The sequence below is a fragment of the Blautia sp. MSK17_66 genome, assembly GCF_020538025.1.
GTDB lineage: Bacteria > Bacillota > Clostridia > Lachnospirales > Lachnospiraceae > Blautia_A.
The window spans coordinates 20460-41416 of the sequence record NZ_JAJBNQ010000016.1; the positions used below are offsets into that span (position 1 = coordinate 20460).

Sequence of the window (20957 nt, forward strand, 5' to 3'; positions counted from 1 at the left end):
CGTTAAAAAAATTCACAGCTTAAGGCTGCTTCCTTTTTCTGTAAGTTAGTATATTCTAACGTAAGTAAGCTGTCAAGTACTTTTTTTCGTTACATAAAACTTATATTCGTTTCAATTAACTAAAATTCGTAATATATAACACTCTTCCTTTTATTTTCCTGAATTATCTGTATTTTTATTGTGAGAAATGCAAGAATATGCTATTATAGAATTATCGTAACTGTGAGGATACTGAACAGTTACGAATTATTATAGGCAATACGAAATTAGATAATTGGTAACTGTTCAGAAGGTAACATCCTCTACAGTTACGATAATTGTATAATTTCTTTCAGCAGAATTGGGGTGTAAGAATGCATACAAACGAATCCGCCGAAAACTATCTGGAAACAATCCTTATTTTAAGCAAATCACATCCGGTTGTACGTTCCGTAGATGTTGCTGTTGAACTCGGCTTCAAGAAATCCAGCGTCAGCGTTGCCATGAAGAAGCTTCGCGAGACGGAGCAGATCACAGTTTCCCCTGAAGGGTATCTTTATCTGACCGAATCAGGACGTGCCATTGCAGAAAAAATCTACGAGCGTCATCTTTTTCTTTCCGAATGGCTTACAAAACTGGGAGTGGATCCGACTGTTGCTGCAAGTGATGCATGCAAGATCGAGCATGTGATAAGCAGCGAAAGTTTTGAAGCGATCAAGAAACATATAGATCTTAACCGCGTAAAATAACAGACATATCTGAGACGAAGTAATTTTCTGTCAGACAGAGCAAGAGCCCGGCATTAAGCCAGGCTCTTTTCTAATTTCTCGATCATTTCATCGATATGTTCTTTTGTGATAATAAGCGGAGGAACAAGACGCAGCACATCACTTCCTGCCGAAATAACAAGAAGACCGTTCTCCAGTGCCTTTGTTACAACACTTCCCACAGATGTACCCTCTATCACAAGTCCCTGCATAAAACCTTTTCCACGGCGGGCAGCAACAACCGGATACTTATCCACAAGTGCATTCAGTTTTTCCTCCAGATACGGTGTCAATTCCTGCACATGATCAAGAATCTTATCCTGTTCAAAAATATCAAATACCTTGCTGACAGCTGCACATACAAACGGATTTCCTCCATAAGTGGTTCCGTGATCTCCTGGTACCAGAGATGCCGCGGCAGCCTTTTCACCCAGAACAAATGCGCCTACCGGAACTCCACAGCCAAGTGCTTTGGCGCAGGTCATGATATCTGGTTTTACATCGTATGCCTGCCATGCAAAGTAAGAGCCTGTACGTCCCATACCACACTGTATTTCATCAAAGATCAGAATGATATCCTTTTCATCACAGACTGCTCGAAGTCCCTCCAGGAATTCCTTCTCTGCCGGATAGATTCCGCCTTCACCCTGCACAACCTCTGTGATGATCGCGCAGGTCTTATCTGTGATCTGTGCTTTGACGCTTTCCAGGTCATTAAAATCAGCAAATTTCACACCACCGATCAGAGGCTCGAAAGGCTCTCTGTAATGCTCTGTTCCTGTCACAGAAAGAGCTCCCATGCTTCTTCCATGGAAAGAATGGTTCATCGCGATAATTTCATATTTCTGTGCTTCTTTGCCATATTTGGTATAAGCATATTTACGTGCTGCCTTGAGTGCGCCCTCAATCGCCTCTGTACCACTGTTTGTAAAGAAAGCTTTGGAAAGTCCGCTGACCTTGATCAGTTTCTCTCCCGCCTCACTCATCGGCTCATTATAGTAAAGATTGGAGATATGCGTCAGCTTGTCAATCTGTACTTTCAGTGCCTCATCATATTCCGGATAATGATAACCCAGTGCATTTACTGCAATTCCTGCTGCGAAATCAAGATATTTCTTTCCCTCTGTGTCATAGAGGTAACATCCCTCTCCATGATCAAACATGACCGGGAAACGATTGTATGTATGCAGAATACTTTCTTCTGCATGGTTCATCTGTTCATTCATGCTCATTATAATATTTCTCCCCGTCTTCTCTTAAAATAGCAGTACCGATACCTTTGTTTGTAAAGATCTCCAGAAGGAGACTGTGTGGAATACGTCCGTCCAGAATATGTACTCTGTTTACGCCCTCTTCGATTGCGTCGATACAATTCTGCAGCTTTGGAATCATTCCGCCGCCCACATAGCCTTCACTGATCAGTTTCTCAGCTTCATGTACATGTAATTCAGAAATCAGAGTGTCCGGATCATCCTTATCCTTATATACACCTTCAATATCAGAAAGGAATACCAGTTTCTCAGCATGAACTGCTTCTGCGATCGCACATGCCGCATCATCTGCATTGATGTTATAAGAATCAAAATTTGCATCATATCCGATTGGAAATACAATTGGCAGGAAGTCTTTTTCGAGAAGATCATGAAGAACTTTCGGATTCACCTTCTCGATATCCCCTACGAATCCAATATCCTCTCCTCCGGAGAGTTTCTTATGGCACTGAAGAAGACCGCCGTCTTTTCCGCTGATACCAACCGCCTGTACGCCAAGAGATTCTACCAGTGCAACCAGTTCTTTATTTACTTTTGCAAGAACCATTTCCGCAATCTCCATCGTATCCTTGTCTGTCACACGAAGACCATTGACGAAACGCGGCTCCATTCCTACCTTGTTTACCCAGCGGCTGATTTCCTTGCCGCCGCCGTGAACGATGATCGGTTTAAACCCGATCAGTTTCAGAAGAACAACATCCTTGATCACATTTGCCTTGAGAGTTTCATCAACCATTGCACTTCCGCCGTATTTTACCACCACGATCTTACGGTTAAAACGCTGAATATAAGGAAGTGCCTCGATAAGTGTTTCTGCCTTGTCCAGATATTTCTGATTTACCATTTTTCATTTCTCCTCGATTCCATTATTTATAACTGCTGCCGCTGTCTGATATCCTATGATCTGTAATCCGCATTGATCTTGACATAATCATAGGTAAGATCGCATCCCCATGCAGTGGCACTGCAGTCGCCCATCTTGATGTCTGCGATCGCTGTTACGGCATCTTCGGAAAGAATCTTTGTCGCTTCTTCTTCACTGTAGTCTACTGCCACACCATTTTCGATGATCTGGATCTTTCCTGCTTTACTTTCAAAATAGAGATCTACTTTTTCCGGATCAAACTGTGCTCCCGAATATCCCATTGCACAGAGGATTCTTCCCCAGTTTGCATCATGACCATAGATTGCCGCTTTCGTAAGAGAAGAAGTAACAACTGACTTACTCAGGGTCACAGCCTGTTCCTTACTCTCCGCTCCGATGATTTTTACCTCGAACAGGGCAGTCGCACCTTCGCCGTCCCCTGCAATTTTCTTCGCAAGTGTGGTATTGATATAATTCAGTGCCTCACAGAACTTCTGATAATCTTCATTTTTCTCACTGATCTCAGGATTTTCTGCCATTCCGTTTGCCAGAAGAAGCACCGTATCATTTGTAGAAGTATCTCCGTCAACAGACACCATATTGTAGGTATCCTTAACATCCTGGCTCAGTGCCTCCTGGAGAAGCTGTTTGGTAATGCATACATCTGTCGTGACAAATCCAAGCATGGTACACATATTCGGATGGATCATTCCGGATCCCTTGCACATACCGCCGATGGTAACCGTCTTTCCACCGATCTCGATCTGCACAGCAACTTCCTTTTCTCTGGTGTCTGTAGTCATGATCGCTTTTGCCGCTTCATTTCCTGCTTCCAGAGTTCCCTGAAGCTTCGGTGCCATTGCTTTGACACCATCTGAAAGTTTTTCGATCGGAAGCTGCATTCCGATCACACCCGTAGATGCAACCAGCACACTGTTTTCATCTACCTTCAGTGTCTCTGCTGCTGCTTTGGCAGTTGCCCGGCAGTAGCTGAAGCCTTCTTCTCCTGTGCACGCGTTGGCAATGCCACTGTTGCAGATGACCACCTGTGCTGTCGGATGTTTATATACGATCTCCTGGTCCCATTTTACCGGTGCAGCTTTTACAATGTTGGTTGTGAAGGTTCCTGCTGCCACACATGGCTTCTCACTGTAAACCATTGCCATATCCGTTCTTCCCTGATATTTGATCCCGGCTGCCGTTGATGCCGCCTGAAAGCCTTTCGCTGCGGTAACTCCACCTGTGATAATTTTCATAATATATTTCCTCCTCGTTATATGAAAAGTGCTCCGCTTTCTTTGTATTTACGGAAGCATCGGAATCTGATGAAGACCTTCCGCCTCATCAAAACCAAACATCAGGTTCATATTCTGTACAGCCTGTCCTGCAGCACCCTTTACAAGATTATCCATTGCTCCCATCATGATGATACGTTTCGTTCTCGGATCGATCTTGAAATTAACATCTACATAGTTGCTTCCTTCTACACATTTTGTCTGCGGACACACATCTTTATCCAGAACACGCACAAATGTCTCATCTTCATAATATTTGTCATAGACTGCCTTCACTTCCTCATAGGAAACTTCTTTCTTAAGAGAAGCATATGCAGTTATCAGAATACCTCTGTTCATTGGGATCAGATGCGGTGTAAAGTTGATCAGAACTTCCTGTCCGCATGCATATCCAAGCTGATCCTCTATCTCCGGAGTATGTCGGTGAGTTGCCACGCCATATGCTTTGATATTTTCATTTACTTCGCAGTAAAGATTGGCAACCTTGGCTCCTCTTCCGGCTCCTGAGGTACCGGATTTCGCATCAATGATGATCGTATTCGGATCGATCAGTCCTTCTTTGAGAAGCGGATAAACAGATAAGGTAGAACAGGTAGGATAGCATCCCGGATTTGCAATCAGTCTTGCCTTCCTGATCTCCTCACGGTTGATCTCGCACAGACCATAAACCGCTTCCTCAATAAACTGAGGAGATTTGTGCTCGATGCCGTACCATTTTTCGTATTTCTTTACATCCTTGATACGAAAGTCTGCACTCAGGTCAATAACCTTAGCTTTAGAAAGGATCTCTTCATTAACAAGAGAAGCACAGAGTCCCTGCGGTGTTGCCGTAAAGATCACATCTACCTCGTCAGCCAGTGCTGCCATATTATCATCCATACATTTCGCATCGATCAGTCTGAAAAAATTCTGATATACATCTGCGTATTTCTGATCAATATAGCTTCTTGATCCATACCATGCCACTTCTACTTCCTTATGTCCAAGGAGCAGTCTTGCCAGTTCGTTTCCTGCATAACCGGTTGCTCCAATGATTCCTGCTTTTATCATTTTCTTTCCTCCTGAATCACTAATCAGCAGTTATCTCCTGTCCATAACTGCCTGAGACTTTGTATTTTTATACAATCCTCTCGTGTAAGTTGTATAGATTATACATCTTCGTTGCATAATATGCAATACATATTTTCATGGTTTTCATGCCTGATTTTTGTGATTTTATCCAATTTTATCATGTATTTCCTATTTAAATATTATCTTGCCACAAAAAAATTTTTTTTATTTTTTTTGCATATTGCTATTGCATATTTATAACAATTGTTGTATATTAACTATTGTCAAAGCACGACAGAACCCATTTCTTTGCTTTACCACTAAGTCACACTAAAGCAAAGAATTCTTTATCGTTTATCATAACAAATATTTACGCATCTGCCAAGTGCGAAGCGTTATTTTTCAGGAGGAATATATTATGAAAGAAAAAGTTGTACTTGCATACTCAGGCGGTCTTGACACCACAGCACTGATCCCATGGCTGAAAGAAACATTTGATTACGAAGTTATCTGCTGCTGCGTAAACTGCGGACAGGGTAATGAACTGGATGGTCTGGACGAGAGAGCCAAACTTTCCGGTGCTTCCAAGCTGTATATTGAAGACATCGTAGATGATTTCAGTGAAAATTATATCATGCCATGTGTACAGGCCGGTGCTGTATATGAACACAAATATCTGCTCGGAACTTCTATGGCACGTCCTGCTATCGCCAAAAAGCTTGTCGAAATTGCACGTAAAGAAAACGCTGTTGCCATCTGCCACGGTGCTACCGGTAAAGGTAACGATCAGATCCGTTTTGAACTGGGTATCAAGGCACTTGCTCCTGATATCAAGATCATTGCTCCATGGAGAATGACAGATGTATGGACCATGCAGTCCCGTGATGACGAGCTTGCATTCTGCCAGGCTCATGGAATCAATCTTCCATTTGATGCAAGCCACAGCTACAGCCGTGACCGTAACTTATGGCACATCAGCCATGAAGGTCTGGAACTTGAGGATCCTTCCCAGGCTCCGAACTATGACGACATGCTTGTTTTAAGCGTGACTCCTGAGAAAGCACCTGACAAAGAAACAGAAATCACCATGACTTTCGAAGAGGGCGTTCCGAAAACAATCAACGGAAAAGCCATGAAGGTTTCCGAGATCATCACTGAGCTCAACCGTCTCGGCGGCGAAAACGGCATCGGTATCATCGATATCGTAGAAAACCGTGTTGTCGGTATGAAATCCCGTGGTGTATATGAAACTCCTGGTGGAACTATCCTGATGGCAGCTCACGAGCAGCTTGAAGAACTGATTCTTGACCGTGATACAATGGAAGCCAAGAAGAAACTTGGAAGCCAGTTTGCACAGGTTGTATATGAAGGAAAATGGTTCACACCACTTCGCGAGGCAATCCAGGCATTTGTAGAATCTACTCAGAAATATGTGACCGGTGAAGTCAAATTCAAACTTTACAAAGGAAACATCATCAAAGCCGGCACTACATCTCCATACAGCCTGTACAACGAATCTCTTGCATCCTTCACAACCGGTGATATGTATGATCACCACGATGCAGACGGATTCATCACCCTGTTCGGTCTTCCGCTCAAGGTTCGTGCAATGAAATTACTGGAAGTAGAACAGAATAAAAATAACAAATAATCTTCTTTCTTATTTTCCGGCAGTCTGAATGATCAGACTGTCGGAATTTTTTTCTTTATTCTGCATATAGAATTTTATAGATTTTTTTTGTATATTATTACCCGCAAAACTGATGATTTTGTATTTGACAGAAAACATTTCCTAATTTATAATAATTTTATAAACAAAAACCGTAACTGTTCTGCATCTTTACAGTTACACAACATCAAACTTATATAGGTCCATAATTGGTTGGACGTTTCTACCAACTACCGTAATAGTTGCATCTATAAGTTTCTTTCGGGGAACTTTTCGGGCATAAATATTCGGTATTTTTTTTGTCTGGAAATCCCCGACAAAAAGGAGGTAGCCCATATGAAACCAACCACATTTGCCATCAGAGGTGCCGTCTGCTTCAGTACAGCACCGGAGAAACTGACCTGCTTTGAAAATGCTTTTGTTATCTGTCAGAACGGACGCACCGTCGGTGTTTTTCCACAGCTTCCGGCACAGTTTGACGGAATTCCTGTCAGAGATGTCGGTGAACAGCTTGTCATTCCCGGAATAAACGATCTTCATCTTCATGCTCCACAGTATGCATTTCACGGTATGCACATGGATCTGGAACTGCTGGAATGGCTGAATCAGGTCACCTTTCCTGAAGAAGCCCGGTACAGAGATCTTTCCTATGCCAGGAAGGCTTATTCTATCTTTGCCGAAGATCTCCAAAAAAGCTCCACCACCCGTGCCTGCATATTTGCGACTCTGCATGTGGAAGCCACTGAACTTCTGATGGATCTCATGGAAAACACAGGTCTCAGAACCTATATCGGCAAGGTCAACATGGATCGCAACGGAACTGCTGAACTTCAGGAAGAAAGTGCTGCTGTTTCCGCGAAAGATACAATCCGCTGGATCAATGACACTGCTGAAAAATACGAGAATGTAAAACCGATTCTCACACCACGTTTCACGCCTTCCTGCACAGATGCGCTTATGCATGCACTGGCAGAGCTTCAGAGAACTTATGGTCTTCCGGTACAGTCCCATCTTTCCGAGAACCAGAGTGAAATTGCCTGGGTGCACGAACTGTGCCCAAATACTTCTTTCTATGGAGAGGCATATGATCAGTTTGGGCTTTTTGGCGGTACCAACTGTCCGACGATCATGGCACACTGCGTTTACAGTTCAGATGCCGAGATCTCTCTCATGAAAAAACGTGGAGTATTTATCGCACACTGTCCACAGTCCAACACCAATCTTTCTTCCGGTATCGCCCCTGCAAGGCGCTATCTTGACGAGGGACTTCGCATTGGACTGGGTACAGACATCGCAGGCGGGCATTCTCTGTCTATGCTTCGTGCGATTGCTGATGCGATCCAGGTATCCAAGCTTCGATGGAGACTTGTGGATGATTCCCTGAAACCACTTTCACTGGAAGAAGCCTTTTATATGGCTACCATGGGAGGTGGGGCTTTCTTTGGAAACGTCGGAACTTTTATGGAAAACTATGAGTTTGATGCTCTCATCCTGGATGACAGTATTCTGCGCCATCCCCAGCCATTAACGGCAAGGGAGCGGCTTGAACGGCTGATCTATCTTTCGGATGACAGATGCATCACCGGAAAATATGTTTCCGGAAATAAAATCTTTTAGTACACAGACTGTGTACTGTATGAAGGGGGTATTTATATGAATCTCGACAAACTTTTTCACCTGAAGGAAAACCACACGGATGTCAAAACTGAAATCATGGCGGGAATCACTACGTTCATGACAATGGCTTATATTCTTGCCGTAAATCCCAACATCCTGTCCGCTTCCGGCATGGACCGCGGCTCAGTCTTTACTGCCACCGCGCTGTCCGCTTTCATCGCAAGCTGTCTGATGGCACTCCTGTCCAATTATCCATTCGTTCTCGCTCCTGGAATGGGTCTGAACGCATACTTTACTTACACAGTAGTCCTTGGTATGGGATATACCTGGCAGCAGGCTCTCTCAGCAGTATTTGCTGAAGGTATCATCTTCATCCTGCTCTCCCTCACCAATGTACGTGAAGCGATCTTCAACTCTATCCCGATGAACCTGAAACATGCTGTGTCTGTAGGAATCGGATTGTTTATCGCATTCATCGGACTTCAGAATGCCAAGATCGTTATTGGAAATGATTCCACTCTGGTAAGCATCTTTTCCTTTAAGACTTCCATGTCCGATGGAACATTTTCCTCACAGGGTATCACAGTCCTTCTTGCGCTGATTGGAATCCTGGTCACTGCCATTCTTCTCGCCAAGAATGTCAAGGGCGGCATCCTCTGGGGTATTCTGATCACCTGGATCCTCGGTATCATCTGTCAGCTCACACATCTTTATGTTCCGAATGCTGACCTTGGATATTATAGCCTGCTTCCTGATTTTTCAAACGGAATCTCCATTCCAAGCATGGCTCCAACCTTTATGAAGATGGACTTTTCGATTGTATTTTCACTGGATTTTGTAGTCATCATGTTTGCATTCCTGTTTGTAGATATGTTTGATACTCTCGGAACCCTGATCGGCGTAGCTTCCAAAGCCGACATGCTTGATAAAGATGGTAAACTTCCTCAGATCAGAGGGGCACTGCTCTCTGACGCTGTCGGAACAACCGTAGGTGCCATGTGTGGAACCTCTACCGTTACAACCTTTGTAGAAAGTGCTTCCGGTGTTGCAGAAGGCGGACGCACAGGTCTTACCGCCCTGACCTCAGGTATCCTGTTTGCACTCTCTCTTCTTCTCTCACCGATTTTTCTGGCAATCCCTTCCTTTGCCACAGCACCGGCGCTGATCATTGTTGGTTATCTGATGCTGACCTCTGTTACAAAGATCGACTTTGATGATATGACAGAAGCTGTTCCATGCTTTATCGCAATCATCGCAATGCCGTTTATGTACAGCATTTCCGAAGGTATCTCCATGGGAGTTATCTCCTACGTGATCATCAATGTAGTCACAGGAAAAGCAAAAGAAAAGAAGATTAGTGTACTGATGTATGTTCTTGCTGTTGTATTTATTCTGAAATATATTTTCCTGTAAATTCAGGAGCATTTATGGGGCATCCAGGTGCCCCATAAAATATTTTATAACCACGAGGAGACATTTGTTATGAAAAAAGAAACCATTTCTGTCAGAAATTCTCTTCTTCTTTTACTGACAGCAACTATCTGGGGTGTAGCTTTTGTTGCTCAGAGTGTCAGCATGGACTACATCGGAGGATTTACTTTTAATGCCATTCGAAATCTTATGGGATCTGTCACTCTTTTACCTGTCATCTGGGTACTCGGCAGGACAAAATCCACCGGGGCAAAGGCTGAAGCTTCCCCGGCAGAGCGCAAAACCTTACTCACCGGAGGCATCTGCTGTGGTATTCTGCTCTGCCTTGCAAGCAATTTTCAGCAGTTTGGAATCAAATATACCACTGTTGGAAAAGCCGGTTTTATCACTGCCTGTTACATCATCATTGTTCCCATACTCGGGATCTTTCTGAAGAAAAAATGCAGTTCCTTCATCTGGATCGCGGTGATTCTTTCCCTGTGTGGCCTGTATCTTCTCTGCCTGACACCAGGTGAGGGCTTCGCCATCGGAAGGGGCGAACTGCTCGTCCTGATCTGTGCAGTACTTTTTTCTCTTCATATTCTGGTCATCGATCATTTCTCACCTCTGGTGGACGGAGTAAAAATGTCCTGCATACAGTTCCTTGTCTGCGGCATCCTCTCCGGAATTCCGGCATTGCTCTTTGAAAGCCCGGATCTCAGTGGCATTCTTGCTGCCAAAATCCCGCTCCTCTATGCCGGAGTCCTGTCCTGCGGTGTTGCCTACACTCTGCAGATCGTCGGTCAGAAAAACATGAATCCTACCGTAGCCTCTCTGATCCTCAGTCTCGAATCCTGTATCTCTGTAATCGCCGGATGGCTGATCCTGGGACAGAGTCTGAGCGGACGCGAGATCCTGGGCTGTGTGCTGATGTTCAGTGCGATCATCCTCGCTCAGCTGCCTCAGAAAAAAGCAGCCTGCAACACCTGTATTTCATAAAAAGAAGGTCATCACTTTCAGATTTCTCTGATTGTGACGACCTTCTTTTATTTCATATCCTGTAAATTCTCACCTTTTGCGGTCAAATGTTCTTTGATCTTTTCAAAGCTTTCATCGCTGACATCATGCTCCATCTTGCAGGCATCTGCTCTGGCATTCTCAGGTGTAACCCCAAGTCCCTCAAGCATCCTGGTCAGAACTGTATGTCTTTCATAAATTCTATGTGCAATCTCTGCGCCTTTCTCAAGCAATGTAACTGTACCATAACGGTCCATTGCGATATAGCCATCTTCTCTTAATAACTTCATTGCATGACTGACACTTGGCTTTGAAACCCCCAACATAGATGCAATGTCAACAGAGCGCACTCCTTCGCCTTTTTTGGATAAAACCAGAATCGCTTCCAGATAATCCTCCGCTGATTCTCTAATCTGCATAGAAATACCTCCCACTTATGCTATCCTATCATAAAAATCGACATATTTCAACTCTCATGGCGGTTATGCAGATAACTGTTTTTATCATTAAGATTGCTGTTACTGTTCACTCCGTTCGCAGTAACTTGGTCAAAATGCATTCCAGATCACCTTCGGTGATAGGAAGTTCCTATTTATCATCACCTGTCAGGCGCAGGACATCTCGGATCTCATCTACTTTCATGTCAAGAATGATCGCAAGTTCATCTATACTGAATGCATTTTTATCATCTTCATCATCATTCAGTTCCCGAACAGCATTTTCCAGTTTTTCTACTCTGGCCACCAGGCTGTCATCTGCAAATTTTCTCTGGGTCTGTTCCTCCAGAACCCTGATAAGACCTTTTCTTACCTCTCCCATGAGCCATTTTTCATCTCTTAATTCCGTTCCGGCCTCTCCCAGTGCCTGAATCAGGGATAAATTGGCCTCCTGGATCAAATCCGCAAGAAAAATCTCCTCGGCATTCATATCCGCTGCCATCCTTGCAGTTTCTTTCATATAATGGGTTGTAAGAGCCTGTAATGCTTCCGGATTTCCCTCTGCAAGTCCTGCAAAAGCCTGCTTTGTATCTATGGAAAGCTCCGGAAGTTCTGAAAGATAATCCTTAAAATATGCTTCTTCTTCCGGAGTCAGCGGAACCTTCTTATACTTTGGTTCTTTTGTCTCTTCTGCAGCCGTTTCTTCCATTCCCTCAATCTGAATTCCCTGTGAAGTCAGATATTTGAGTACTCCAAGGAGCTGACTCTTATCAAGCTCCAGTCCCGCAAAAGTATCTCTGATCTGAACAGTCGTGAGAGAATTCTCGTTTTCTCTGGCAACAGACTGTATCTCTTTTAATTTGTTCTGAAATTCCTGTACGTTCATTTTGTATCTCCCTCTGATTTGAGTGTCCTGTTCTGCAACTGTCGTGGTATTGCATAATCATTTTTATTGTATCATTTTCATGGATTTTTTCCAACCAGAAGCGACATCAAAGTAATTTTTTTTGCCCGCAAACCCGCATAAAATAAGGCTTTGCGGCGTTTCGAAAATTTTTTTAAAAAAAATTCAAAAAAGTTGTTGACATTTGGATATGCCTAATATATAATATGTCTTGCGTTGAGCGACAGAGCAAAGCGCAAACAACTAAATACCGTTAGCGGGGTGTGGCTCAGCTTGGCTAGAGCGCCTGGTTTGGGACCAGGAGGCCGCAGGTTCGAATCCTGTCACCCCGATGCTGTAAACAACTTTTACCGTTTCAGCGAATTGCGGGTGTAGTTCAATGGTAGAACACCAGCCTTCCAAGCTGGATACGTGGGTTCGATTCCCATCACCCGCTTCTCTGTAAGCGAAGCAGAGAAATGTGTCTGTAGCTCAGCTGGATAGAGCAACGGCCTTCTAAGCCGTGGGTCGGGGGTTCGAATCCCTTCAGGCACGCTGTGGTGGGTATAGCGCAGTTGGTTAGCGCGCCAGATTGTGGCTCTGGAGGCCCAGGGTTCGAATCCCTGTATCCACCCTTTCGCCTTTGGGCTATCGCCAAGCGGTAAGGCACAGCACTTTGACTGCTGCATTCGCTGGTTCGAATCCAGCTAGCCCAGTCTAATACTATGGGATATTAGCTCAGTTGGTAGAGCACTTGACTTTTAATCAAGTTGTCCGGGGTTCGAATCCCCGATGTCTCATTTGAAACACTATCACTTTTATGATAGTGTTTTTTATTACTCTTCTGCGGATATGGCGGAATTGGCAGACGCGCCAGATTTAGGTTCTGGTGTTTTGTGACGTGCAGGTTCAAGTCCTGTTATCCGCACACGAAAGAAAATGGTTTGTATAAGTTCTTCTTCAAACTTATACAAACCATTTTTTAGTGGTGGATTACCAGTGCAGCAGCTATAACACTGACTTATTATTCGCTGCACCGGACTTCAGACATTAATAATAATATGTATGAGTATAAAATGCACTGATCGGAAGATTCCATTTTCCTCCATTTACATTTCTGTAAGGAATCAGTTTAAAATAAGTATACCCTGATAATCCTGTAAGTTTACAGGATGTCGCACCTCCTGACAATGTCTTGTAGAGGGAATATCCTGAATTTTTTGATTTTGACCTATACAGTCTGTATCCATTGGCTCCATAAAGCTTTTTCCATCTGATTGTCATATTTCTGCCGGAACTATTGCCTGCAGATACATTTCTTGATGAACATACATATTTCTGAGTTGCTGTACTGAACACTCTGTTTCCATTATAATCATAAAAATATGCACTTACCAGTACACGGTTTACCTTGTTTCCATCTCTGTTTATTGTATAATAAACTTCGGAATACTCGCTTGCATAATTCTCATCAATATATACTTTCTTGACAGCTCCGGTTACCAAATCATAATATTTGATCAGATAGCCGTCCGCATCACTCTGTGTTGTCCACTGTACCCTTAATTTGCCATTGCCGGAATATCCGCAATATGTCACCCGCGGTTTGGATGGGGCATACGCACTTACCGGAACCTGTACAGCTAATACAAGCATTACTGCCAGTAATACCGCCATTAATTTTTTCAATTTTTTCATATATTCTCCTTTCCATACTTTCTGAATATTATTTCCACCACCTCTTTTATTTCCTCAACTTAAGAGTAACTTTTTTATTGTGTAGTGTCAACCTGATTTTCACAGATATCTGATTTCCGCTGTCATTTTACCCTTCTCATCCATCTCCAGGACAGCGTAGCTTGGTCTTCTACCCCTTTGTCTGGGATAGGTAAGACTTCCCGGATTAAGGGTCAGAATACCGTCTATATCCTCCAGAAACGGCTTGTGAGTATGTCCAAAAAGAGCAATATTACATCCGCGGTCCCTGGCCTCATCTACGACTCCTGAAACATCCATGGAGACACCATAATAGTGACCATGAGTGACAAAAATCCTGTTGTTTCCCACCTCTATGATCTCTTCTCTTGGAAGGTCTGAGAAGAAATCATTGTTTCCGGAGACAATATGGCAGGGACATTCTATAAATGCTTCTATAAAAATCTCTCTGCCCTCTACATCCCCACAGTGGATCAGCATATCAAACGGTGTTTCCTGCATAACCGCCTGTTCCAGATTTTCATCTCTGCCATGGCTGTCACTGACTACAAGGATTTTCATCGAAGTACGTCCTTAATAGCACGCAGAGCCTTCCCTCTGTGGCTGATCTTATTTTTCTCTTCCATGGAGAGTTCTGCCGAAGTACAACCATATTCCGGAAGATAAAAGATTGGATCATAGCCAAAACCATTCTCTCCTCTTTCTTCGTATCCGATTCTTCCTTCCATCGCTTCTCTCACAGTTCTGATGTTTCCATCCGGAAAGGCAGCTGCAATGGCACAGACAAATCTTGCCGTTCTCTCTTCATCCGGAACCCCCTCAAGACGTTCGATCAGCTTTGCGTTTTTGATATGATAGGAAGTATCCTCTCCCATGTAGCGGGCAGAGTAAATTCCAGGCTCTTTGTTCAGATGATCGATCTCAAGTCCTGAATCATCTGCAAGAACGATCTCTCCTGTCAGATCACAGATTGCCTTTGCCTTGATCTGTGCATTTTCCTCGAATGTCTTTCCATCTTCTACAATGTCAGCATGAATTCCGGCATCCTTTAAAGAAAGAAGTTCAATATCAAGATCTCCGAGAATTTCACGGATCTCTTTCATTTTTCCCTCATTTCCTGTAGCAAAAATTACTTTTTTCATCAGTCTTTCCTCCTCTTTGGCGGCTTCGGACCAAGGAACTGATAGTAATAAGTCTTCAGCATACCATTATAGATCTTGCGGTTTTTGTCTGCTTTTTTTCCAATATCGTTTTCTGTATGATCATAAGATGTGATCAGATACATGGACCATTTATCCAGACGACGGAAGCTTTCTCCAATCTCACGGTACAATGCCGGAAGTGCTTCTTTTTCTTCCAGACGCTCACCGTACGGTGGATTTGTGATAATGAATCCATATGGCTTCGGATGGCTCAGATCTTTGACTGCTCTCTGCTGAAAATGAATCAGCTTGTCCACTCCTGTCATCTTTGCATTGGAACGTGCTGCCTTGAGTGCCTCCGGGTCAATATCATAACCCTGAATATCTGTCTCAATATCAAGATTTACGCGGTCCTGAGCCTCTTCCAGGGCATCGTACCAGCATTTGCGCGGAACAAGATGCTTCCAGTCCTCCGCAAGGAAAGAACGGTTCATTCCCGGTGCCATGTCCGCAGCCATCATTGCAGCCTCGATCGGGAAGGTTCCACTTCCACAGAAAGGATCGACCAGAATTCTCTCTTTGTTCCACGGAGTCAGCATGATCAATGCAGAGGCCAGAGTCTCTGTGATCGGAGCCTTAACTGTCATCTGACGATATCCCCTCTTATGAAGAGAAACACCGGAAGTATCAATTCCAATCGTTGCCACATCCTTCATAAAAGCGACACGGATCGGGAAACTTGCTCCGTCCTCCGGAAACCAGGAGATTCCATAAACACTTTTGAGTCGTTCTACGATTGCTTTCTTCATGATCGACTGAATATCCGACGGGCTGAACAGGGCACTCTTTACGGAGTTTGCCTTTGCCACCCAGAATTTTCCATCCTTCGGAATATAGTCTTCCCACGGAATTGCCTTTGTCTTTTCAAACAATTCATCAAAAGTTACCGCCTTGAATTCTCCTGTCTTGAGAAGAATACGCTCCGTAGTACGAAGGAACATATTTGCCTGTGCGATCCCATCCGCATCTGCCAGAAAAGTAACCTTTCCATCCTCTACTTTGCTGATCTCATAACCAAGATCCAGGATCTCACGCTTCAGAACCGCTTCCATTCCAAAATGACAGGGTGCGATCAGTTCCATATATTTCATGCAAGCCTCATTTCCTTGATGATATTTCCATCAAAATCTTTAATTGTAAATACTTTGTCCTCCAGCACCGCGTAGGTCGGTGGATTTCCTTCCTTCGGAATCGATACAGATCCCGGATTCAGAAGAATATATCCATCCCTCTGCTCTGCCTTGAGAACATGTGTATGTCCGTGAATAAGGATATCTCCCTCCCGGAAAGGCGGAAGATTATTTTCATTATAGACATGTCCATGTGTGGCGTAGAAAGTCAGTCCGTCAATTGCCAGAATGCAATAATCTGCCATTACCGGAAAGTTTAAGACCATCTGGTCCACTTCTGCCTCACAGTTTCCCCGCACTGCATAAATATCATTCTTCATCTCATTGAGCATTGCGATCACTTCCTTCGGCGCATATTCCTTCGGAAGATCGTTTCTTGGTCCATGATAGAGCAGATCTCCCAGCAGTACCAGTCTTTCTGCTTTTTCTTCTCTGTATGCCTCCAGCATTTTCCGGCAGAAAAATGCTGAACCATGTACATCTGATGCAAACATGTATTTCATAATAATTTCTCCTATCCATTTTTTTTCAGTATATCATTCTTTTATTCCACTTTCAAAACATTTCCGCATTCCTGATATTCTTCCGGAATCTTCTCTGTCAGAATGTGCATATGTGCAAATTCTTCGAATGTCACCGAGCTGACCTGTCCAAACTTGGAGCAGTCTGCAAGAACATACGCATCCCTGCACTGTCTGACTGCCTTTTCCTTCACAAGTGCCTCATTTGTATCCGGTGTGGTAAAGCCTTCTCTCTTTGTGATCCCGTTCGTTCCAAAAAATCCTTTGGTAAAATGATACATCGAAAGCATTTTGATGGCCTGACTCCCGACAACCGCCTCTGTGGAACTCTTAAGTTCTCCTCCGATCAGAAAAACATGAATCCCCATCTTGGCCAGTCTCTGTGCATGAGAGACCGCATTCGTCACAAAGGAAGCCTTGGTTCCCTCCAGATAATCCAGAATCAGCCCTGTAGTCGTTCCTGCATCCAGGTAAACAAAATCATCTGCCTTTATCAGGCTGGCCGCATATTCTGCGATTTTCTCTTTTTCCTTTTTGTTCAGTTCTGATTTCTGGGCTACGGTCGGTTCATATGCTGTTACTTTGCGCTCCAGCACTACTGCCCCTCCAAATACTTTTGTCAGTCTTCCGGCCTTGTCAAGAGCTGTGATGTCTCTCCGCACGGTGGACTCAGATGTATCGAGGATATCTTTTAATTCTGTGACAGTGATGCTCCTCTTTTCCTCCAGGAGTTTCAGAATAATTTCATATCTTTGTTCTGTAAGCATAGTTTGCCCCCAATTACTTTTGTATTTTTATTATAACAGAAACAGGAGATGACTGCATCATCTCCTGTTTCAAAAGTGTTACTGTTCACTCCGTTCACAGCAACTTTGTCTGATCTTCGTTCTTTCATTAATTACAGATTTTCCTGCATGAATTTGCTTACTGCCTCATATGCAGCCTCTTCATCTGCTCCCTCAAAGGTAAAGGTAATTTCATGGCCTTTCTTAACTCCAAGTCCCATCAGTGCAAGGAGTTTTCTGCAGTCTACTTTTTTGCCGTCTTTTTCGATAGATACAGTAGATTCAAATCCTTTGACAAGCTTTACAAGTTCTCCTGCCGGACGAGCATGGATTCCTTCGTTGTCTGTAACTACATACTTAAATTCTTTCATTTCTATATCCTCCATTTTTTTATTTTGATCATATCGTTTCTGTCATGACCGACAGAGTATTTATGCTACTTTTTTCTTTAATATACCAAGTAAAACTGCTGAAACTACGGTTCCGACAACAAGTGCTGCCAGATACATAACTGCATTTCCTACTACCGGGAATACAAAGATTCCACCGTGAGGTGCCATCAGAGTACAGTTGAATGCCATGGACATCGCACCGGCCACTGCTGATCCGATGATACAGGAAGGAAGTACATGCAGAGGATCTGATGCTGCAAACGGAATCGCACCTTCCGTGATAAACGCAAGACCCATGATAAAGTTTGTAGGACCTGCCTCTCTCTCCTCTTTTGTGAACTTATCCTTAAACAGCAGGGTTGCAAGAGCGATCGCACACGGAGGTGTCATACCGCCGATCATAACTGCTGCCATAATATCATAGTTGCCTGCTGCAATAGCGGCTGTACCAAATACATAGGCTGCCTTGTTGAACGGGCCGCCCATATCAATTGCCATCATTCCGCCTAATACAATACCTAATACTACTTTACTTGAACTTCCCATACCTGTCAAGGCGTTGTTAAGCCCCGTATTGATACCGCCCATGATCGGCTCTACAATGAAGGTCATCAGTAAGCCCATAAGCAGGATTCCCACTACCGGATAAATAAGAACCGGAGCGATTTTTTCCAGTGCTTCCGGAAGCTTTTCGCATACTTTTCTAAGAGCGAGGATCAGATATCCTGCTGCAAAACCTGCAAGCAGGGCACCAAGGAAACCTGATTTACCGCTGGCTGCCATCATTCCACCTACCAGACCAAGTGCAAGCGCCGGTCTGTCACCGATTGCCATGGCAATAAATCCTGCCAGGATTGGAAGCATAAAGCCAAATGCGGTGCCGCCGATTCCTTTAAGCAGTGCTGCTGCCGGTGTGATCGTACCAAAGTTTGCTCTCTGATCTGCCGGAAGGGAATTAAGATCTATGCTCAGCCCATCGATCAGGAAGGCGATCGCAATCAGAATACCACCGCCGACAACCAGTGGAAGCATATGAGATACACCATTCATCAGCTGCGTATAAATCTTATGTCCTGCACTGCCGCCGGATTTTGCAGCCGCTGAAGATGAGGAAGCTGCTGACGCATGGTAGATTGGAGCATCACCATTCAGTGCTCTCTCGATCAGCTGATCTGCTTTGCTGATTCCGTCAGATACCTGGCATTCAATGACTTTCTTTCCGTCGAAACGATCCATCGGCACCTGTGCATCTGCAGCTACGATAATGCAGTCTGCCTCTGCAATCTCACTGTCTGTCAGTACATTCTTGGCTCCACCGGAACCTCTTGTCTCGATCTTGACAAAACAGTTCTTTGCTTTGGCAGCTTTCTCGATTCCCTCTGCTGCCATATAGGTATGTGCGATACCCGTCGGACAGGAAGTAACCGCAAGGATCTTTGCCTGTGTTCCCTCTGCCGAACCTGTATCTGCAAGTCTCTCATCAATATCTTTCTTCTCACTGTCAGCCTTATCAATGATGTCCATAAACTCATCTACGGAAGAAGCATTTCTGAGGGATTCTGTAAATTCTTCATCCATCAGCATCACCGAAAGTTTACTGAGTACATCCAGATGGATGTTATCCTCTGTATTTGGTGCTGCGATCAGAAACAGTAATGTTACCAGCTCATCATCCAGTGCTTCAAATTCCACACCATTTTTGATGACCATTGCGGCAAGTCCCGGTTTCTTAACTGCATCACATTTTCCATGAGGGATGGCAATTCCATCTCCGATTCCTGTAGTGCTTTCTTCTTCACGTAAGTATACCTGTTTGCGGTAAGCTTCACGGTCGCTGATCTTCTCACTCTTTACCATGAGATCAACAGCCATATCCAAAGCTTCCGATTTGCCTTTCGGAGCCGCAGTCAATGACACGCTCCGTCTGTCAAGCAGATCTGTGATCCTCATCCCTTTCTCCTCCTTTTATCTTTGCGTTACCTGGCGGTAAACTTCTTCAATTTCTTTCCTTGTCGCAAGATTCTCTGAAAAAGCACTTGCACTTCCTGCTGCAATTCCCATATGGAATGCATGTTCATAGTTCTTTTTCTCCATCCAGCCGGCTACAAAACCCGCTACCATGGAATCTCCTGCACCCACTCCATTTATCAGAGTTCCCTTTGGAGCCGGTTCCTCGAACACCTGTCCATCTTCAGAAACCAGGACGGCACCTTCTCCTGCCATGGAGATCAGCACATTTCTTGCACCCTTTTCCTGAAGCTTCTTTCCGTACGGGATCACATCTTCTCTTGTCTTTAATTCTACGCCGAAGATCTCGCCCAGCTCATGATTGTTGGGCTTTACCAGAAACGGATGATACTTAAGGACGTTGACCAGAAGATCTTTCGTTGCATCTACTACAATCATTACACCCTTTCCGTCCAGTCTTGCCATAATCTGTTCATACATATCATCCGGCATGGAGGATGGAATACTTCCCGCCAGGAAAAGCACATCGCCCTCTCCCAGTGTATCCAGCTTCTCCATCAGTTGTTCTACTTTTTCTTTCCCGATCACCGGTCCTGCACCGTTGATCTCTGTCCCGTCAATGGATTTCAGCTTTACATTGATTCTGGAAACTCCGTCTCCGATCTGAATGAAATCTGACTTTACTCCCATTTCCTGTAATCTTCGGATAATCTCATCGCCCACAAAGCCGGCTGTAAATCCAAGTGCGGTATTTCCAATCCCAAGATTCATCAGGACTGTAGAAACGTTGATTCCCTTTCCGCCCGGAAGCATCAGTTCTGAACTTGTCCTGTTGGTCAGACCCAGTTTAAAATCCTCCACAGATACGATATAGTCCAGAGACGGATTAAAAGTTACTGTACAGATCATTCTCTGCTCCCTCCCGTTCCTCTTTCTCATTTATGGCTTTAGTATAACGTCAGAATCAGTCAAAGTCAATCAAA

20 protein-coding genes, 7 tRNA genes and 1 riboswitch are annotated in these 20957 nt (G+C 44.1%); of the genes, 12 read left to right on the top strand and 15 right to left on the bottom strand.

All coding sequences use genetic code 11. The features are described from left to right. Positions 1–353: 353 nt before the first annotated feature. Positions 354–728 carry a metal-dependent transcriptional regulator gene (locus tag LIR34_RS09790; RefSeq protein ID WP_161285179.1) on the top strand — a complete coding sequence of 125 codons (375 nt, stop codon included), beginning with the start codon at positions 354–356 and terminating at the stop codon, positions 726–728. A 53-nt stretch (positions 729–781) separates the two neighbouring features. On the opposite strand, the gene LIR34_RS09795 is transcribed toward LIR34_RS09790, so the two are convergent. The 4 genes from LIR34_RS09795 to argC are packed head-to-tail and all read right to left on the bottom strand — an operon-like array spanning position 782 to position 5227. Continuing rightward, entirely contained in the window at positions 782–1978 is a 1197-nt protein-coding gene (locus LIR34_RS09795) for an aspartate aminotransferase family protein (RefSeq protein WP_173902643.1), read from the bottom strand. Next, a complete protein-coding gene (gene argB / locus LIR34_RS09800) occupies positions 1965–2861 on the bottom strand; it encodes an acetylglutamate kinase (protein ID WP_161285177.1) in 897 nt (298 codons plus the stop codon). The genes LIR34_RS09795 and argB overlap by 14 nt, the downstream gene beginning before the upstream one ends. A gap of 53 nt (positions 2862–2914) precedes the next feature. Beyond that, positions 2915–4138 (bottom strand): bifunctional glutamate N-acetyltransferase/amino-acid acetyltransferase ArgJ, encoded by a 1224-nt coding sequence (gene argJ / locus LIR34_RS09805; RefSeq protein WP_173902644.1) that lies wholly within the window; start codon positions 4136–4138, stop codon positions 2915–2917. A gap of 48 nt (positions 4139–4186) precedes the next feature. Next, on the bottom strand, positions 4187–5227 hold the full coding sequence (gene argC / locus LIR34_RS09810) for an N-acetyl-gamma-glutamyl-phosphate reductase (protein WP_173902645.1): 1041 nt from the start codon (positions 5225–5227) through the stop codon (positions 4187–4189). Positions 5228–5645: 418 nt separating this feature from the next. Here argC and LIR34_RS09815 point away from each other — a divergent pair, with 418 nt between their 5' ends. The 4 genes from LIR34_RS09815 to LIR34_RS09830 all read left to right on the top strand — a co-directional run bounded on the left by LIR34_RS09815 (position 5646) and on the right by LIR34_RS09830 (position 10922). Further along, positions 5646–6878 (top strand): argininosuccinate synthase, encoded by a 1233-nt coding sequence (locus LIR34_RS09815; protein WP_161285174.1) that lies wholly within the window; start codon positions 5646–5648, stop codon positions 6876–6878. Between the two features lie 191 nt (positions 6879–7069). Next, a riboswitch (purine riboswitch) is annotated at positions 7070–7167 on the top strand. 65 nt (positions 7168–7232) lie between these two features. Continuing rightward, a complete protein-coding gene (locus LIR34_RS09820) occupies positions 7233–8513 on the top strand; it encodes an amidohydrolase family protein (RefSeq protein ID WP_173902646.1) in 1281 nt (426 codons plus the stop codon). 36 nt (positions 8514–8549) lie between these two features. After that, positions 8550–9926: an NCS2 family permease gene (locus LIR34_RS09825; protein WP_161285172.1), complete on the top strand. Its 1377-nt coding sequence runs from the start codon at positions 8550–8552 to the stop codon at positions 9924–9926. Positions 9927–10010: 84 nt separating this feature from the next. Then, the gene (locus LIR34_RS09830; RefSeq protein WP_173902679.1) at positions 10011–10922 is read left to right on the top strand and encodes a DMT family transporter; all 912 of its coding nucleotides are present in this window, start codon (positions 10011–10013) and stop codon (positions 10920–10922) included. Positions 10923–10969: 47 nt separating this feature from the next. Here the strand turns inward: LIR34_RS09830 and LIR34_RS09835 are convergent, their stop codons facing one another. Next, the gene (locus tag LIR34_RS09835; RefSeq protein ID WP_173902647.1) at positions 10970–11359 is read right to left on the bottom strand and encodes a metal-dependent transcriptional regulator; all 390 of its coding nucleotides are present in this window, start codon (positions 11357–11359) and stop codon (positions 10970–10972) included. Between the two features lie 169 nt (positions 11360–11528). Beyond that, positions 11529–12263, bottom strand: coding sequence for a hypothetical protein (locus tag LIR34_RS09840; protein ID WP_173902648.1), 735 nt, complete (start codon positions 12261–12263; stop codon positions 11529–11531). A 275-nt stretch (positions 12264–12538) separates the two neighbouring features. On the opposite strand from LIR34_RS09840, the gene LIR34_RS09845 reads away from it, so the two are divergent. The 7 genes from LIR34_RS09845 (at position 12539) to LIR34_RS09875 (ending at position 13188) form a co-directional block, all read left to right on the top strand. Continuing rightward, positions 12539–12613, top strand: a tRNA-Pro gene (locus LIR34_RS09845). A gap of 33 nt (positions 12614–12646) precedes the next feature. Then, positions 12647–12717, top strand: a tRNA-Gly gene (locus tag LIR34_RS09850). A 24-nt stretch (positions 12718–12741) separates the two neighbouring features. After that, positions 12742–12815, top strand: a tRNA-Arg gene (locus LIR34_RS09855). Positions 12816–12820: 5 nt separating this feature from the next. After that, positions 12821–12894 (top strand) — tRNA-His (locus tag LIR34_RS09860). 10 nt (positions 12895–12904) lie between these two features. Continuing rightward, positions 12905–12976: transfer RNA gene (locus LIR34_RS09865), tRNA-Gln, on the top strand. Between the two features lie 11 nt (positions 12977–12987). Continuing rightward, positions 12988–13060: transfer RNA gene (locus LIR34_RS09870), tRNA-Lys, on the top strand. A 46-nt stretch (positions 13061–13106) separates the two neighbouring features. Then, positions 13107–13188: transfer RNA gene (locus LIR34_RS09875), tRNA-Leu, on the top strand. A gap of 122 nt (positions 13189–13310) precedes the next feature. Here the strand turns inward: LIR34_RS09875 and LIR34_RS09880 are convergent. From LIR34_RS09880 to pfkB, 9 genes are all read right to left on the bottom strand, one after another. Further along, positions 13311–13958 (bottom strand): fibronectin type III domain-containing protein, encoded by a 648-nt coding sequence (locus LIR34_RS09880; protein ID WP_173902649.1) that lies wholly within the window; start codon positions 13956–13958, stop codon positions 13311–13313. A gap of 99 nt (positions 13959–14057) precedes the next feature. Beyond that, positions 14058–14537 carry a metallophosphoesterase gene (locus tag LIR34_RS09885; protein WP_173902650.1) on the bottom strand — a complete coding sequence of 160 codons (480 nt, stop codon included), beginning with the start codon at positions 14535–14537 and terminating at the stop codon, positions 14058–14060. Beyond that, positions 14534–15118, bottom strand: coding sequence for an XTP/dITP diphosphatase (locus tag LIR34_RS09890; RefSeq protein ID WP_161285167.1), 585 nt, complete (start codon positions 15116–15118; stop codon positions 14534–14536). Before LIR34_RS09890 ends, LIR34_RS09885 begins: the two co-directional genes overlap by 4 nt. Next, a complete protein-coding gene (locus tag LIR34_RS09895) occupies positions 15118–16269 on the bottom strand; it encodes a THUMP domain-containing class I SAM-dependent RNA methyltransferase (RefSeq protein ID WP_173902651.1) in 1152 nt (383 codons plus the stop codon). Before LIR34_RS09895 ends, LIR34_RS09890 begins: the two co-directional genes overlap by 1 nt. Next, positions 16266–16811 (bottom strand): phosphodiesterase, encoded by a 546-nt coding sequence (gene yfcE / locus LIR34_RS09900; RefSeq protein ID WP_161285165.1) that lies wholly within the window; start codon positions 16809–16811, stop codon positions 16266–16268. Before yfcE ends, LIR34_RS09895 begins: the two co-directional genes overlap by 4 nt. A gap of 41 nt (positions 16812–16852) precedes the next feature. After that, a complete protein-coding gene (locus tag LIR34_RS09905; RefSeq protein ID WP_161285164.1) occupies positions 16853–17596 on the bottom strand; it encodes a DeoR/GlpR family DNA-binding transcription regulator in 744 nt (247 codons plus the stop codon). 131 nt (positions 17597–17727) lie between these two features. Then, positions 17728–17985, bottom strand: a complete 258-nt coding sequence (locus LIR34_RS09910; protein WP_161285163.1) for an HPr family phosphocarrier protein — start codon at positions 17983–17985, stop codon at positions 17728–17730. A 60-nt stretch (positions 17986–18045) separates the two neighbouring features. After that, entirely contained in the window at positions 18046–19956 is a 1911-nt protein-coding gene (locus LIR34_RS09915; protein ID WP_173902652.1) for a PTS fructose transporter subunit IIABC, read from the bottom strand. A 15-nt stretch (positions 19957–19971) separates the two neighbouring features. Next, the gene (gene pfkB, locus LIR34_RS09920) at positions 19972–20883 is read right to left on the bottom strand and encodes a 1-phosphofructokinase (RefSeq protein ID WP_173902653.1); all 912 of its coding nucleotides are present in this window, start codon (positions 20881–20883) and stop codon (positions 19972–19974) included. Positions 20884–20957: the final 74 nt, after the last annotated feature.

What these genes read in the sequence shown, in the direction of transcription:
- LIR34_RS09790 (WP_161285179.1), top strand. Translation starts at nt 354, where the DNA reads ATGCATACAAACGAATCCGCCGAAAACTATCTGGAAACAATCCTTATT.
- LIR34_RS09795 (WP_173902643.1), bottom strand. Translation starts at nt 1,978, where the DNA reads ATGAGCATGAATGAACAGATGAACCATGCAGAAGAAAGTATTCTGCAT.
- argB (WP_161285177.1), bottom strand. Translation starts at nt 2,861, where the DNA reads ATGGTAAATCAGAAATATCTGGACAAGGCAGAAACACTTATCGAGGCA.
- argJ (WP_173902644.1), bottom strand. Translation starts at nt 4,138, where the DNA reads ATGAAAATTATCACAGGTGGAGTTACCGCAGCGAAAGGCTTTCAGGCG.
- argC (WP_173902645.1), bottom strand. Translation starts at nt 5,227, where the DNA reads ATGATAAAAGCAGGAATCATTGGAGCAACCGGTTATGCAGGAAACGAA.
- LIR34_RS09815 (WP_161285174.1), top strand. Translation starts at nt 5,646, where the DNA reads ATGAAAGAAAAAGTTGTACTTGCATACTCAGGCGGTCTTGACACCACA.
- LIR34_RS09820 (WP_173902646.1), top strand. Translation starts at nt 7,233, where the DNA reads ATGAAACCAACCACATTTGCCATCAGAGGTGCCGTCTGCTTCAGTACA.
- LIR34_RS09825 (WP_161285172.1), top strand. Translation starts at nt 8,550, where the DNA reads ATGAATCTCGACAAACTTTTTCACCTGAAGGAAAACCACACGGATGTC.
- LIR34_RS09835 (WP_173902647.1), bottom strand. Translation starts at nt 11,359, where the DNA reads ATGCAGATTAGAGAATCAGCGGAGGATTATCTGGAAGCGATTCTGGTT.
- LIR34_RS09840 (WP_173902648.1), bottom strand. Translation starts at nt 12,263, where the DNA reads ATGAACGTACAGGAATTTCAGAACAAATTAAAAGAGATACAGTCTGTT.
- LIR34_RS09880 (WP_173902649.1), bottom strand. Translation starts at nt 13,958, where the DNA reads ATGAAAAAATTGAAAAAATTAATGGCGGTATTACTGGCAGTAATGCTT.
- LIR34_RS09885 (WP_173902650.1), bottom strand. Translation starts at nt 14,537, where the DNA reads ATGAAAATCCTTGTAGTCAGTGACAGCCATGGCAGAGATGAAAATCTG.
- LIR34_RS09890 (WP_161285167.1), bottom strand. Translation starts at nt 15,118, where the DNA reads ATGAAAAAAGTAATTTTTGCTACAGGAAATGAGGGAAAAATGAAAGAG.
- LIR34_RS09895 (WP_173902651.1), bottom strand. Translation starts at nt 16,269, where the DNA reads ATGAAATATATGGAACTGATCGCACCCTGTCATTTTGGAATGGAAGCG.
- yfcE (WP_161285165.1), bottom strand. Translation starts at nt 16,811, where the DNA reads ATGAAATACATGTTTGCATCAGATGTACATGGTTCAGCATTTTTCTGC.
- LIR34_RS09905 (WP_161285164.1), bottom strand. Translation starts at nt 17,596, where the DNA reads ATGCTTACAGAACAAAGATATGAAATTATTCTGAAACTCCTGGAGGAA.
- LIR34_RS09910 (WP_161285163.1), bottom strand. Translation starts at nt 17,985, where the DNA reads ATGAAAGAATTTAAGTATGTAGTTACAGACAACGAAGGAATCCATGCT.
- LIR34_RS09915 (WP_173902652.1), bottom strand. Translation starts at nt 19,956, where the DNA reads ATGAGGATCACAGATCTGCTTGACAGACGGAGCGTGTCATTGACTGCG.
- pfkB (WP_173902653.1), bottom strand. Translation starts at nt 20,883, where the DNA reads ATGATCTGTACAGTAACTTTTAATCCGTCTCTGGACTATATCGTATCT.